Consider the following 13785-nt stretch of genomic DNA (forward strand, 5'->3'; position numbering starts at 1 on the left):
CGTCGCAGGCTACCTGCTCATCGCCCCCGGAGCCGACGCACGAGGATGCTGGCGTCCCCCCGGGACTCCAGATCCGCCAGTACGACGGCGACCGCCTCACGCACGATGCGCCCGCGGTCGACCGCGAGCCCGTGCTCACCCCGGAGCACAAGACGTGCGTGCTCGAGGTCCATCAGTTCTTCCGCGGACACGTACACGGTGATCTTCTCGTCGTGCCGCTCCCGCCCGCTGGGCCGCCGCCCGGCCGCGCGCGCCCGCTTGCGCGACTGGGCCGTCGAAGAGGCGGGAGAACCTTCCTGCGCCGCCTGCCGGCGCGCGGACCGCTCCGCGGCCTGGGACCGCGTGCGGGACTCCCCCGCCTCCGCCTCGGCCGTGTCCGCCGCGACGTGCTCGTCACCCTCCCCGTCACCACCCTGGACGGGCACCGACGGCGGTGCGTCCTCCGTCGCGGCCGTCGCGTCGCTCTCGCCCGCAGGAGCCGGCACCCGGGCCTCGCCGTTGGCCTGGCGCCTGGGAGAGGACGACTGGAGCGCCATTCCCCCGGTGGTACGGAACAGTTCGTCGGCCCCGGGCAGACTCACTCGGCGTGACACCGGGCGAGCACCTCCCTGGCGAGCTGGCGGTAGGCGGCGGCACCGACGGAGTTGGAGGCGTACGTGGTGATGGGCTCGCCGGCGACCGTGGTCTCCGGGAAGCGTACGGTCCGGCCGATCACCGTGTGGTAGACGTGGTCGTCGAATGCCTCGACGACACGCGCGAGAACCTCACGGCTGTGCACGGTCCGGGAGTCGTACATCGTGGCGAGAATGCCGTCGAGTTCGAGCTCGGGGTTGAGTCGCTCCTGGACCTTCTCGATGGTCTCGGTGAGCAACGCGACACCACGCAGCGCGAAGAACTCGCACTCCAGCGGCACGATCACCTTGTGCGCGGCGGTGAGCGCGTTCACGGTGAGCAGGCCGAGCGAGGGCTGACAGTCGATCACGATGTAGTCGTAGTCGGGCATCAGCGGCTTCAGCGCCCGCTGGAGCGTCGACTCGCGCGCGACCTCCGACACCAACTGGACCTCGGCCGCGGACAGGTCGATGTTGCTCGGCAGCAGGTCCATGTTCGGGACCGCGGTCTTCAGCAGGACCTCGTCCGCGGACATGCCCCGCTCCATGAGCAGGTTGTAGACCGTGAGGTCGAGCTCCATGGGGTTGACGCCGAGGCCCACGGACAGCGCGCCCTGCGGGTCGAAGTCGACGAGCAGCACACGGCGGCCGTACTCCGCGAGCGCGGCACCCAGGTTGATGGTCGACGTCGTCTTGCCGACGCCGCCCTTCTGGTTGCACATCGCGATGATCTTCGCCGGGCCGTGGTCGGTCAGCGGGCCCGGGATCGGGAAGTACGGCAGCGGACGGCCCGTCGGGCCGATGCGCTCGCGGCGCTGGCGGGCCGCGTCGGGCGCGAGCGTGGCCGCGTACTCGGGATCGGGCTCGTATTCGGCGTCGGGGTCGTAGAAGTGCCCTTCGGGCAGTTCGTCGTAGTCGGCGAAGTGGTTGTGGACCCCGCCACTTCCGTTGCCGGCCATGGCGTTCACGTGTTGGCCATCCAAGCTTTGATGTGCTGTCTCAGCCAGGTAAGGGCTCTGGCTCTGGTGGGCAGCGAAGGTACGGACAGCGACGGAGCCGACAGCCTCGAGCCCCGTGGGGCCCGTGCCCCGCGCAGGCATTCCTGGTTGACCACCCCCGGGAGCAAATGTCGACTCATTCACAAGTCGTCTTACCTCCTTGGTGACCAGGAAACTTCTAGATAGGTCAGCGTGGCACCATGCCGACGGTTGGCGACTCTATGGCGTGTCGGCGGTCCGCAGCAACACAATCCGCCGGACCCGGCCCGATGTGTCGGCAATGAAACATCCCGCTGTCAAGGGTGTCCGGGCACCGTTCGCCAGGTTTCACCGGTGTACGAAACGGTGGAAGGGTTGCGTTCGAGGCGAGTTGAACGAGTGCCGCAAAGTGACCATACACACACCCGGCCGGACCTTGTCGGGCAAGGTCCGGCCGGGTGCCGGGTGTTGACGAGGCGTGTTGACCTATCGCCTTGTAGTGCCGGGTAATCGAACCCGGGTCGCGGCCCGCTCAGCCGATGAGGGTCTCCAGGTCCACGTGCTCGAGGCCGTGCGCCTCGGCGACCTCCTTGTAAACCACCTTGCCGTCATGGGTGTTGAGGCCCTTGGCCAGCGCGGCGTCGCGGCGCAGCGCCTCGGCCCAGCCGCGGTTGGCGAGCTCCACGATGTAGGGCAGCGTGGCGTTCGTCAGCGCGTAGGTGGAGGTGTTGGGGACGGCACCGGGCATGTTGGCGACGCAGTAGAAGACCGACTCGTGGACCTTGAAGGTCGGCTCGGCGTGCGTGGTGGGACGGGAGTCCTCGAAGCAGCCGCCCTGGTCGATCGCGATGTCGACAAGGACACTTCCCGCCTTCATCCGGGAGACCAGCTCGTTGGTGACCAGCTTCGGGGCCTTGGCACCCGGGATGAGGACGGCGCCGACGACGAGGTCGGCGTCGAGGCAGGCCTTCTCGAGCTCGAAGGCGTTGGAGACGACCGTCTGGATCTTCGTGCCGAAGATCTTGTCCGCCTCCTTCAGCTTGTTGATGTCCTTGTCGAGCAGGGTCACGTGGAAGCCGAGACCGATGGCGATCTGCGCGGCGTTCCAGCCGGAGACGCCACCGCCGATGATGACGGCCTTGCCGGCCGGCACGCCCGGGACACCGCCGGGCAGCACACCGCGACCGCCGTTGGCGGCCATCAGGTGGTAGGCGCCGACCTGCGGGGCCAGCCGGCCCGCCACCTCGGACATCGGGGCGAGCAGCGGGAGCGCCCGGTTCGGCAGCTCGACCGTCTCGTACGCGATGGCCGTGGTGCCGGACTCCAGGAGGGCGTCCGTGCACTCCTTGGAGGCGGCCAGGTGCAGGTAGGTGAAGAGGATCTGGTCCTTACGCAGGCGGTGGTACTCCTCGGCGACGGGCTCCTTGACCTTCAGCAGCAGGTCGGAGGTGGCCCAGACCTCGTCGGCGGTGTCCAGGATCCGGGCGCCTGCGGCGATGTACTCCTCGTCCGGGATCGAGGAGCCGACGCCGGCGTTCCGCTCGACGACGACCTGGTGGCCGTTGCGCACCAGCTCGTGCACGCCGGCGGGGGTGATGGCCACCCGGAACTCGTTGTTCTTGACCTCGCGGGGGATGCCGACCTTCACGTCGATCACGGTCCTTGACTCAGGGAATGTGGGGCATTGAACTGCATACCCGGACGTGCAGGGGCACATCGGGAGACACCGCGGAGAATGTGCGGCAGAGCCAGTCTAATGAAGGTGTTCCCGCTGTCTAGCCTTTCATTGCATCAATCTTCAGCTGATGCAATGCGGATTTCGTAGGCGTTACCGGCGGGTTCCTGGTTTTCGGCGTCTTCCGGACCCACTTCACCCAGCATTCGCGAGGCGGCCCCCCGCTGCAGACCGGCGGCCGCAGGGTCGCCGAGGCGTTCGAGAGTGTCGGCCAGCCTGAGCTGCAGCGCCGCCTGGAGCCGTACATCCTCGGCGCGCCGCGCCCACTCCACCGCTTCCTGGCAGGTGCGCAGCGACTCCTCGGGCCGGCCGGCGTACTCCTGGACCCGGGCGAGCTCGCTCAAGGCCCGTGCGTGGGCGGCGACATCGTCGTTCCTGCGGTGTCCCGCCACCGCCGCGCGCCAATTGCGGAGCGCCTCGCCGTAGCGGCCCGCGTAGGTGTGGACGGCCGCGATGCGGCCGTAGAGCCGGGCGGCGTCCGCGCCCTCGTCGCGGGCGAGCCGCTGGGCGAGCGCCCGGCCGTACCAGTCGGCGGCCCGGTCGTAGTCGCCCAGCTCCTGATGGGCGCCTGCTACGGATTCCATTGCGCGCGCCGTCGCATACGGGTCCTCGGCGCGCCGTCCGGCGTCCAGCGCGGCCCGGTAGCGGGCCAGCGCCTCCGTCGTACGGCCGGTCTGGGCGTCCAGGTCAGCGAGGTTCAGCAGGGCCGCCGCCTGCTCACGGGGCAGGTCGCGGCGCTCGGCGACATCGAGTACCAGCCGGTGGATGCCGTACAGCTCGGGCGCCGCGGCCTGGGTACCGAAGTGCGCCACCACGGCCCTGACCAGCGCGGCCATGAGGCGCCTGGCCAGGGTGTCCAGCTCGCCGTCGGCGACCGCGAGGCGGGCCGCGGCCAGCAGCGCGGGCTGCCGTACGCGCAACCAGTCCTCCGCGGCCCGGGGACTCTCGAAGCGCAGGGCCTTGGGCAGTCCGGCCAGCTTCTCGCGGGCCTGCGGGCTGTCCGTCTCGGTGATCGCGCGGCAGGACTGCAGCAGCCGTACGGTCCGCTCCAGCATCCGCGCCCGGGCCAGCTGCAGCTCGGCCGGGCGGTCCTGGCTGCCGCTGAGGCCTCGCAGCAGGGGCAGCAGACAGCCGGGTACGTCGTACTGCGGTACGGCGCAGGCGACGCGTCGCAGGAAACCGTGGGCCGTGAACTCCTCGAGGGCGGTGCGGGCGTCGTCCATCGAGCAGCCGGCGAGCGCGGAGGCGGTGTGCGGGTCCACAAGGCCGACGGGGGCGAGATGGAGCAGGCGCAGCATCCGCTGGGCGGTGCCCGGCAACCCCGCGTGGGCGAGCCGGAAGACCCGGGCCAGTGGCGGTCCCTCGTCGCCGCCGGCCCGCAGCTGCTTGCCGAGGTCGGCGACGCCCGCCTTGGGACGGGCGGCCAGCCAGCCGCCGGCCAGGACGAGTGAGGCGGGGTGGCCTGCGCACTCCTCGACCAGCCGTTCGGCGGCGCTCGGGTCGACGGTGACGCGCACCGATCCGGTGTACCGCGTGAGCAGTTCCTGGGCCGACTTGGTGTCGAGTCCGCCGAGGGTGCAGGGACGGACGTCCGCGATACCGGTCAGCGGGCCCTCGGAGACGGCGACGACGAGGCAGTCGGGAGCCTCGGGCAGCAGCGGGTCCACCTGCTCGGCGGTCATGGCGTCGTCGAGCAGAAGCAGCACGCGACGACCCGCCAGGCCCTCGCGCACCGCCTGGCCCAGCTCGTCCCCGTCGGCGCCCGCGGGGGCGGGCAGGCCGAGGGCGGTCAGCAGTTCGCGGGCGGTGCGCTCGGTCGGTACGGGTGTGCCGTCGGGCTCTCTGAGGCGGGCCCGCAGCACGCCGTCCTCGTAACGGTGTGCGACCTGGCGCACCAGTTCCTCGGCGAGTGCGGTGCGGCCGCAACCGGGGCGGCCGGCGATCAGCAGCACCCGGGCCCGGGGCGTCTTGCGGCCGGAGAGGGTGTCGAGTCCCGCACGCTCGATGTCGAGCATGAGTTCCTTCAACTCCCGTGTGCGGCCGAGGAACTGACCGTCCACGGGGGCGGCGGGCCGCTCGCCCCGGCACAGCTCGACGCCGGGTGTCTCCACCGCCTGATCCGCCACGGGCCACGCTCCCGTCCCACTGCGCACACGGGCCCGCCGATGCCTTGGGGCGGGTCGTTCCCAGAGCCTAGTTGACGCTCTGCGACGATCCCGGTGGACCACGGCGGGCACATCCCCCGATCGGATCAGCCGATGGTACGACCGCCATGGTCGGAGGGTTGTGAGGCCCGTGAGCGAAGGTGCCTCAGAGGTGGTCAGGCCTCGAAGGGCCGTGCCGGCCACGGCGCCTCGGCCGGACGCAGGGCGTCGAGACCGTCGCCGCCGCGCGCGGCGAGGAGTGAGAGGACGCCGACCACGAGGCAGTTGTTGTGCAGCTCGCCGGCGAGCACGCCCCGGGCCAGTTCCTGGACCGGGATCCTGGCCTGCTCCATGTCGGCCTCCTCGTCCTCCACCTCGAAGCGCCGGCCGTCGGCCTCGGACAGACCTCGGGCGAGGAAGATGCGCACCGCCTCGTCGCAGCCCCCGGGGGTGGTGTAGACGTCGGTCAGCACACGCCAGTCCTCGGCCTTGACGTGCGCCTCCTCGTACAGCTCGCGCTGGGCGGCGTGCAGCGGGTTCTCACCGGGGACGTCGAGGAGTCCGGCCGGGATCTCCCAGAGCTTGTGGCGCACCGGGTGGCGGTACTGGCGGATGACCAGGACCCGGTCGTCGTCGTCCAGGGCGAGGACGGCCACCGAGCCGGGGTGCACCTGGTAGTCGCGGCGGGCGACCGAGCCGTCGGGCATGACCACATCGTCGGTGCGGACCGAGGTCTTCTTGCCGACGAACGGGGTCTGACTCGCCCTGACCTCCCACTCCTCGGGGGTGTCCTTGATCGTCATGTCGCCCTGTTCCTCCCACGCCCTCGCACGAACCGGGGTACGCCTCCCGCGGGACGCGCACCCCGGCCACCGTACAGCTCTTGTGTCACTTGCCGTTCTTGCGCTCGACGGCCGCCTTGACCAGGCCGGCGAAGAGCGGGTGCGGTCGGGTCGGACGGGAGCGAAGCTCTGGGTGCGCCTGCGTCGCCACCAGGTAAGGGTGCACTTCGCGCGGGTACTCGACGTACTCGACGAGCTTGCCGTCGGGCGACGTACCGGAGAACACGATGCCCGCCTTCTTCTCCAGCTCGGCCCGGTAGGCGTTGTTCACCTCGTAGCGATGGCGGTGGCGCTCCTCGACGTACTCCTTGCCGTCGTACACCTCGCGCACGATCGAGCCCTCGGCCAGCTTGGCCGGGTACATGCCGAGCCGCATCGTCCCGCCCATGTCGCCCTCGCCCGCCACGATGTCGAGCTGCTCGGCCATGGTGGAGATGACGGGGTGGCCGGTGGCCGCGTCGAACTCGGTGGAGTTCGCGTCGGAGATGTCGGCCAGGTTGCGCGCCGCCTCGATCACGATGCACTGCAGGCCGAGGCAGAGTCCGAGCAACGGGATCTTGTTCTCGCGGGCGTACTGGATGGCGCCCACCTTGCCGGACACACCGCGGTCGCCGAACCCGCCCGGGATGCAGATCGCGTCCGCGTCGGACAGCTGCTTCTTGGCGCCCGCCGGGGTCTTGCAGTCGTCGGAGGTGACCCACTTGATCTTCACGCGGGCCTTGTTGGCGAAACCGCCCGCGCGCAGCGCCTCGGTCACCGACAGATAGGCGTCGGGCAGGTCGATGTACTTGCCGACCAGGGCGAGGGTGACCTCGTGCTCCGGGTTGTGGACGCGGTCGAGCAGGTCGTCCCAGGTCGTCCAATCCACGTCGCGGAACGGCAGGTCCAGCTTGCGGACGACATAGGCGTCCAGGCCCTCGGTGTGCACGACCTTCGGGATGTCGTAGATCGAGCGGGCGTCGGGGCAGGCCACGACCGCCGCCTCGTCCACGTCGCACATCAGGGAGATCTTGCGCTTGATCGCGGTCGGGACCTCGCGGTCGCAGCGCAGGACGATCGCGTCCGGCTGGATACCGATGTTCCGCAGGGCGGCCACCGAGTGCTGGGTCGGCTTGGTCTTCAACTCGCCCGAGGGACCGATGTACGGCAACAGTGAGATGTGCACCACGAAGACGTTGTCACGGCCGACCTCGTGGCGGACCTGGCGCACCGTCTCCAGGAACGGCAGCGACTCGATGTCGCCCACCGTGCCGCCGACCTCGGTGATCACCACGTCCACCTCGTCGGTGGCCATGCGCCGGATGCGGTGCTTGATCTCGTTGGTGATGTGCGGGATGACCTGCACCGTGTCGCCCAGGTACTCGCCGCGCCGCTCCTTGGCGATCACCGTCGAGTAGACCTGCCCGGTGGTGACGTTCGCGGAGCCGTCCAGATCGCGGTCGAGGAAGCGCTCGTAGTGGCCGATGTCCAGGTCGGTCTCGGCGCCGTCGTTGGTGACGAACACCTCACCGTGCTGGAAGGGGTTCATGGTGCCCGGATCCACGTTCAGGTACGGGTCGAGCTTCTGCATGACGACGCGCAGGCCCCGCGCCTTGAGCAGCATGCCGAGGCTTGACGCCGTCAGGCCCTTGCCGAGCGAGGAGGCGACACCCCCGGTGACGAAGATGTGCTTGGTCGTCGTGGCTTTGCTGGTTCGGAAAGCAGCGGGCGGCATGGCCAAGAGGGGGCTCCCGTGGTCGCGGTCTGGTGCGGTACGGCTGGTCCTCCGAGGGATGTCGGGGGTGCCGTCGCTGCGGTTCGGGGGTTTCGTGCCCACCGGTCCACGGGCTACCAGCGTATCAGCGCCCGGGCGGGACTGCTTCCGGCCACGCTCCGCGCATGTGTCACCACAGACGCGCGACAGTCACCCGCGCCCCACTCGTTCGGCGCACTCGCGTTATCCGGAGCGGCGCGCGGATCATGGAGGTGCGTCGTATCCTGCTCGGACACTCGCTGCCGAGCACATCCGGAAAAGGGCACCACCCCCCGCCCGTCACCGGAACAACAAGAGCTCGTCAGATCGTTGAACATCGACTGCTTCTTTTCCGAATGGGTCGGTGGACAACGAACTTTCTCACCAACCCCATGACCGCAAGAGCGACCGCCCCTCGAGGGCGACGTGGCCGTTCGACTGGAGTTCAATTGGCCGGGCGCATCGAAGACTACGCACTCATCGGAGACATGCAGACCGCGGCGCTGGTCTGCCGGGACGGCACCGTGGACTGGTTGTGCCTGCCCCGATTCGACTCCCATGCCGTCTTCGCAGCACTGCTCGGCACGGAGGAGCACGGCTTCTGGCGGCTCGGTCCTGCCCACGCGCCGAACGCCCAGCCGCCGACGGCGACCCGGCGCTCCTACCGCGGTGACTCCCTGATCCTCGAGTCCGAGTGGGACACCCCGCGCGGCACGGTCCGGGTCGTCGACTTCATGCCCCCGCGTGACGGCGCCCCGCAGCTGATCCGCATCGTGGAGGGCGTCACCGGCCGGGTGCCGATGCGGTCGGCGCTGCGCATGCGGTTCTCGTACGGACGGGTCGTGCCCTGGGTCCACAAGCACGAGGGCCGCACCGTCGCCGTCGCCGGACCCGACTCTGTGTGGTTCGACACCCAGGCCGAGACCTACGGCAAGGGACTGACGACGTACGCCGACTTCACGGTCGCGCCGGGCGACCGGATCGCGTTCACCATCTCGTGGCAGCACTCGCACCAGAAGCCGCCACCGCTGCCGGAGCCCGAGCAGTCGCTCGAGGCGGCCGAGGACTTCTGGCGCGAGTGGGTGGAGCACTGCACGTACCACGGTCCGTACCGCGAGGCGGTGGTCCGCTCCCTGATCACGCTGAAGGCCCTCACCTACGGGCCGACCGGCGGCATCGTGGCCGCACCCACGACCTCGCTGCCCGAGGAGATCGGTGGCGTGCGCAACTGGGACTACCGCTACACCTGGCTGCGCGACGCGGCGATCACCCTGTCCTCACTGCTGCGCACCGGCTACCGCGAAGAGGCCCGCGCCTGGCGCGAGTGGCTGCTGCGGGCCGTCGCCGGCGATCCCGAGAACCTGCAGATCATGTACGGCATCGCGGGCGAGCGGGAACTGGGTGAGGCCGAGCTGGACTGGCTGCCCGGCTACGCGAACTCGGCCCCGGTGCGCGTCGGCAACGGCGCCGCCCACCAGCTGCAGCTCGACGTGTACGGCGAGGTCACCGAGGCCCTGCACCTGGCCCATATGACGGGCCTGGCCCGCAACGACTACGCCTCGCTGCTCCAGTTGAAGCTGATCCGCTACCTGGAGCAGCACTGGGACGAGCCGGACGAGGGCATCTGGGAGGTGCGCGGGCCCCGCCGCCACTTCGTGCACTCCAAGGTCATGGCCTGGGTCGCCGTCGACCGCACGATCAAGCTGATCGAGTCCGGCGACGCGGACGGGCCGCTGGAGAAGTGGCGCGAGCTGCGCGACGACATCCACCGGGACGTGTGCGAGAAGGGTTACGACAAGGAGCGCAACACCTTCACACAGTCCTACGGATCCAGGGAACTGGACGCCTCGCTGCTGCTGATCCCGCAGATGGGCTTCCTGCCGCCGGACGACAAACGCGTGATCGGCACGATCGAGGCGATCCAGCGCGAGCTGTCCACTCCCGACGGCTTCATCCTGCGCTACCCCACCGCGGGCGCGGAGGAGGGCGTGGACGGGCTGCCGGGTGACGAGGGCGCGTTCCTCGCCTGCTCCTTCTGGCTGGCCGACGACCTCGCGATGATCGGCCGTGTGGACGAGGCCCGCAAGCTCTTCGAGAAGCTGCTCGCCCTGCGCAACGACCTCGGCCTGCTCGCCGAGGAGTGGGACCCGCGCCTGCAGCGGCAGGTCGGGAACTTCCCGCAGGCGTTCAGCCATGTCCCGCTGATCGACACCGCCCTGCGGCTGACCGCATCCGGCGCGTACGGCGGCTGAGTCCGTCCCCTCCGCACGCCGCCGCCGAACAAGACCGGTGCGCCCTGCCCGCCTAGGCTGATGGCAGATGTGTCCCCTCGCTGGAAGGGGAGGCTGCCATGGCTTCCTCGTCGAAGGCGGGCGCGGCGCTCGCCGTGCTCCGTGAGGACCTCGAGGGCGAGGTCCTCGCCCCCGGTGACTCGGGCTACGACGAGGCCCGGACCGTCTTCAACGCGCTGATCGACCGCCACCCGGCCGTGATCGCGCAGTGCGAGGGGACGGCCGACGTCGTCCGGGCGGTGCGCTTCGCCCGGGATCTGGATCTGAAGATCGCGGTCCGCGGCGGTGGTCACAGCGTCGCGGGCATGGCGCTGAACGACAACGGCCTGGTCGTGGACCTGCGCCGGATGCACGCGATCACGGTCCATCCCGGGTCCGCGGCGGTGCGGGTGGAGGGTGGCGCCCTGATGAGCCATCTGGACCGCGCCACCCAGCCGCACTCTCTCGCCACCACCGGGGGCCGGGTCTCCACGACCGGCGTCGGCGGCTTCGTGCTCGGCGGCGGCAACGGCTGGCTGGACCGCGCCTTCGGCCTCGCCGTGGACAACCTGCTCGGCGTGGAGCTGGTGACCGCCGACGGCACCACGGTGCTCGCGACCGCCGAGGAGAACCCCGAGCTGTTCTGGGCCCTGCACGGCGGCGGCGGGAACTTCGGCGTCGCCACCGCGCTCACCCTCAAGCTGCACGAGCTGCCCGAGTTCTCCGTCGCGTTGCTCGTGTTCCTGCCCGAGACCGGCCCGGAGGTGGTGCGGACCTACCGCGACATCATCGCCACCGGACCGCCGGAGGTGGGCGGCGCCGTGCTGTACATCACGGGCCCGCCCGAGCCGTTCGTCCCCGAGCACCTGGTCGGCACACTGCTGTGCACCGCACTGGTCACCTATGTCGGCGGCGAGGAAGGCCTGCGCAAGATCGCCCAGCCGCTGCTGGCGCTGCCGCACGAGGCGGAGGTCGTCGCCGCGATGCCCTACGCCGACCTGCAGTGCATGCTCGACGACCCGCCCGGGCTGCGGAACTACTGGTCGGTCGAGTACGTGACCGGCCTGCCCGACGAACTGGTCGACGTCTTCTGCGCCCGCGCCCCCGCGATGCCCGTGCCCTCCGAGTGTCAGCATGTGCTCTTCCCACAGGGCGGCGCGATCGCCTCCGGACCCGGCGAGTACCCGGTCCCCTACCGGGGTGCGGCCTGGACCGTGCACCCCTTCGGCGTCTGGGAGGACCCGGCGGACGACGAGCAGGCTCTGCGCTGGGTCAGGGACCTGCGCGCCGACGTACGGCCCTGGAGCACCGGGGCGGTCTATCTGAACTTCATCGGGGACGAGGGCAGGGACCGGGTGGTGGCCGGCCTCGGCACCGAGAACTTCAACCGGCTGGCCCGGGTCAAGCGCCAGTACGACCCGGACAACGTGTTCCGGTACAACCACAACATCCCGCCCGCCTGACCGGGGCCGGCGGTGCGCCCGGGGCCTTTGCGCAGGTAGCGTCACCGCATGGACAGCCGTTTCGACCCCGAGGACGCCCAGGGCGCCGGAATCACCGTGCGGCGGGCACTGGAACTGCCCGGGCTGCGCAGCGGGCTGCCGGAGGTACTGGCCGGCGCGGACCGGCTGCACCGGACGGTGCGGTGGGTGCACGCGGGCGAGGTCCCGAACATCGCCTCGCTGCTCAAGGGCGGAGAGCTGCTCCTGACCACCGGTTACGGCCTCGGCACCCGCCCCGCCGACCAGCGCGCGTTCGTCCGTACGCTGGCCGAGCGCGGTATCGCGGCCCTGGTGGTGGAGCTCGGCCCGCGCTTCGCCCGGCTGCCCGCCGCACTCGTCGAGACGGCCCGCACGGCCGGGCTGCCGCTCGTCCAGTTGCACCGCGAGGTGCCGTTCGTGGCGGTCACCGAGGAGATCCACACCGAGATCGTCAACGGCCACTACGCCCTGCTCCAGCAGGCCGAGGAGGTGCACCGCCGCTGCACCGAGGCGCTGCTCGGCGGCGGCGGGGTGCCCCAAGTGCTCGCCATCCTGGCCGACTTCAGCGGCAATCCGGTGTTCCTGGAGACAGCCGACGGTCAGCTGCTGTACGCCGCCGGGACGGGCCCGGCGGACACGGACCCGCTCCAGGTGTGGGAGGGCCTGCGGGGCCAGCACAAGGACGAGCCCCCGGCCGGGACGACGCTCGTCGACGTGCCGGGCGGCGGGCCAGGCACCGGTTCCGTGCGGGCCAGGCTGGTGCTGCTACCGGTGAGCGCGCCGGTCGCGCCGGTGCATCGCATCGCCGCCGAACGGGCCGCGGGCATCCTCGCGGTGGTACTGATGCAGGCCCGGCAGGAGGAGGAGCTGGCGGCGCGCGGGCGCGGTGACTTCCTCACCGACCTCGCCGAGGGCCGGATCGCTGCCGAGGACGCACCCGCGCAGGCCCGGGTGCTCGGCTTCAGACCGGGGAGCGGCCCCCTGCTGCCGGTGGTGATGCGGCTCGCGGACGGCCTCGCGCCGGGCGGCGGGGGCTGGGCGGTCCTGGCGCGGGCCGTCGCGGAGGAACTGGCCTCCGTGGGCGTGCCGCTCCTGCTGGGTGTCCGGCCGGTGGAGGGCCGGGTGCCGCTGCTGCTGGGTCTGCGTTCGGAGTCGGAGCGCTCGGCGGTCGCCGACCGGGTGGCGGCGGCGCTGCGGGCGGGAGTGGAGCGGGCCGGGATACAACGCCCCGGTGTGCGGCCGCCGGTCGTCGTGGTCGGCGTCGCGGGCGGCTGGGCGGCGGCGTCGGCGGGGCTGCGGCACGCGGCGGAGACGGCGGCGGCGGCGCAGGGGCTGCCGGAGCACCCCTGGTACGACGCCCGCCGCCTCGACATCGACCTCCTGCTGTGGCGTCTGCGCGACCACCCGGACCTGGCGGCCTTCGTGGACCGTGCCATCGGCCCGCTGCGCGAGCACGACCTGCGCTCCAGGCCGCCGCTGTTGCCCACGCTGGAGACGTATCTGGCGCATGCGGGCCGCAAGGCGGAGACCGCTCGCGAACTGCATCTGAACCGGCAGACCCTCTACAACCGGCTCGCCCGGATCGGTGAGTTGCTGGGCACGGACCTCGACGACCCGCAGACGGTGCTGGCCCTCAGCCTGGCGCTGCGGGCCCGGAGGCATGTGCCCTAGGTGTGCTGTGCGGGGATGTCGGAGACGGACCGCGCAAGGACGGCTCCGTCGCCGGGCAGCACGCCGAAGTGACGCCTCACGTCGGCTCCGACGTGCCGCCGGCCGGGCGCGGCGAGGGGTGAGCCCCGCCGCGCCCAGGAACTACGGCCGAACGTCAGCCTCGCGACGTCGTGTTCAGGAAGATGGGGTTGGTCAGCGCGGCCATGGGGCCGAACAGCAGGGCGTCGCCCATGGTGTTGCCCTGACCCGGGCTGCCGTCCGGCATCGGGTGACGCACCTCGGCGCGTACGTACGCCGCGAGTGAGGCGGTCGTCCGCCACAC

The 13785-nt window shown here is 71.0% G+C and carries 9 protein-coding genes; 3 read left to right on the forward strand and 6 right to left on the reverse strand.

All coding sequences use genetic code 11. The features are described from left to right. Window positions 1-17: 17 nt before the first annotated feature. The 6 genes from ABZ904_RS02160 to ABZ904_RS02185 form a co-directional block, all read right to left on the reverse strand. Window positions 18-593 (reverse strand): hypothetical protein, encoded by a 576-nt coding sequence (locus ABZ904_RS02160; RefSeq protein ID WP_359391645.1) that lies wholly within the window; start codon window positions 591-593, stop codon window positions 18-20. Continuing rightward, window positions 578-1711 carry a ParA family protein gene (locus tag ABZ904_RS02165; RefSeq protein WP_359391644.1) on the reverse strand — a complete coding sequence of 378 codons (1134 nt, stop codon included), beginning with the start codon at window positions 1709-1711 and terminating at the stop codon, window positions 578-580. The genes ABZ904_RS02160 and ABZ904_RS02165 overlap by 16 nt, the downstream gene beginning before the upstream one ends. Window positions 1712-2120: 409 nt before the next feature. Next, entirely contained in the window at window positions 2121-3245 is a 1125-nt protein-coding gene (ald, locus tag ABZ904_RS02170) for an alanine dehydrogenase (RefSeq protein ID WP_359391643.1), read from the reverse strand. Between the two features lie 134 nt (window positions 3246-3379). Next, window positions 3380-5413, reverse strand: coding sequence for a tetratricopeptide repeat protein (locus ABZ904_RS02175; RefSeq protein WP_360994395.1), 2034 nt, complete (start codon window positions 5411-5413; stop codon window positions 3380-3382). Window positions 5414-5643: 230 nt separating this feature from the next. Then, window positions 5644-6270, reverse strand: a complete 627-nt coding sequence (locus tag ABZ904_RS02180) for an NUDIX hydrolase (RefSeq protein WP_359391642.1) — start codon at window positions 6268-6270, stop codon at window positions 5644-5646. Between the two features lie 85 nt (window positions 6271-6355). Beyond that, window positions 6356-8023, reverse strand: a complete 1668-nt coding sequence (locus tag ABZ904_RS02185) for a CTP synthase (protein WP_359391758.1) — start codon at window positions 8021-8023, stop codon at window positions 6356-6358. A gap of 467 nt (window positions 8024-8490) precedes the next feature. Between ABZ904_RS02185 and ABZ904_RS02190 the strand changes: the two genes are divergently transcribed. The 3 genes from ABZ904_RS02190 to ABZ904_RS02200 all read left to right on the forward strand — a co-directional run bounded on the left by ABZ904_RS02190 (window position 8491) and on the right by ABZ904_RS02200 (window position 13463). After that, window positions 8491-10293 carry a glycoside hydrolase family 15 protein gene (locus tag ABZ904_RS02190; RefSeq protein ID WP_359391641.1) on the forward strand — a complete coding sequence of 601 codons (1803 nt, stop codon included), beginning with the start codon at window positions 8491-8493 and terminating at the stop codon, window positions 10291-10293. A 98-nt stretch (window positions 10294-10391) separates the two neighbouring features. Continuing rightward, window positions 10392-11774: an FAD-binding oxidoreductase gene (locus ABZ904_RS02195; protein ID WP_360994153.1), complete on the forward strand. Its 1383-nt coding sequence runs from the start codon at window positions 10392-10394 to the stop codon at window positions 11772-11774. A gap of 48 nt (window positions 11775-11822) precedes the next feature. Continuing rightward, a complete protein-coding gene (locus ABZ904_RS02200; RefSeq protein WP_359391639.1) occupies window positions 11823-13463 on the forward strand; it encodes a PucR family transcriptional regulator ligand-binding domain-containing protein in 1641 nt (546 codons plus the stop codon). The last annotated feature ends 322 nt before the right edge of the window (window positions 13464-13785 follow it).

It is taken from the genome of Streptomyces sp. NPDC046900 (genome assembly GCF_040644975.1).
Taxonomy (GTDB): domain Bacteria; phylum Actinomycetota; class Actinomycetes; order Streptomycetales; family Streptomycetaceae; genus Streptomyces.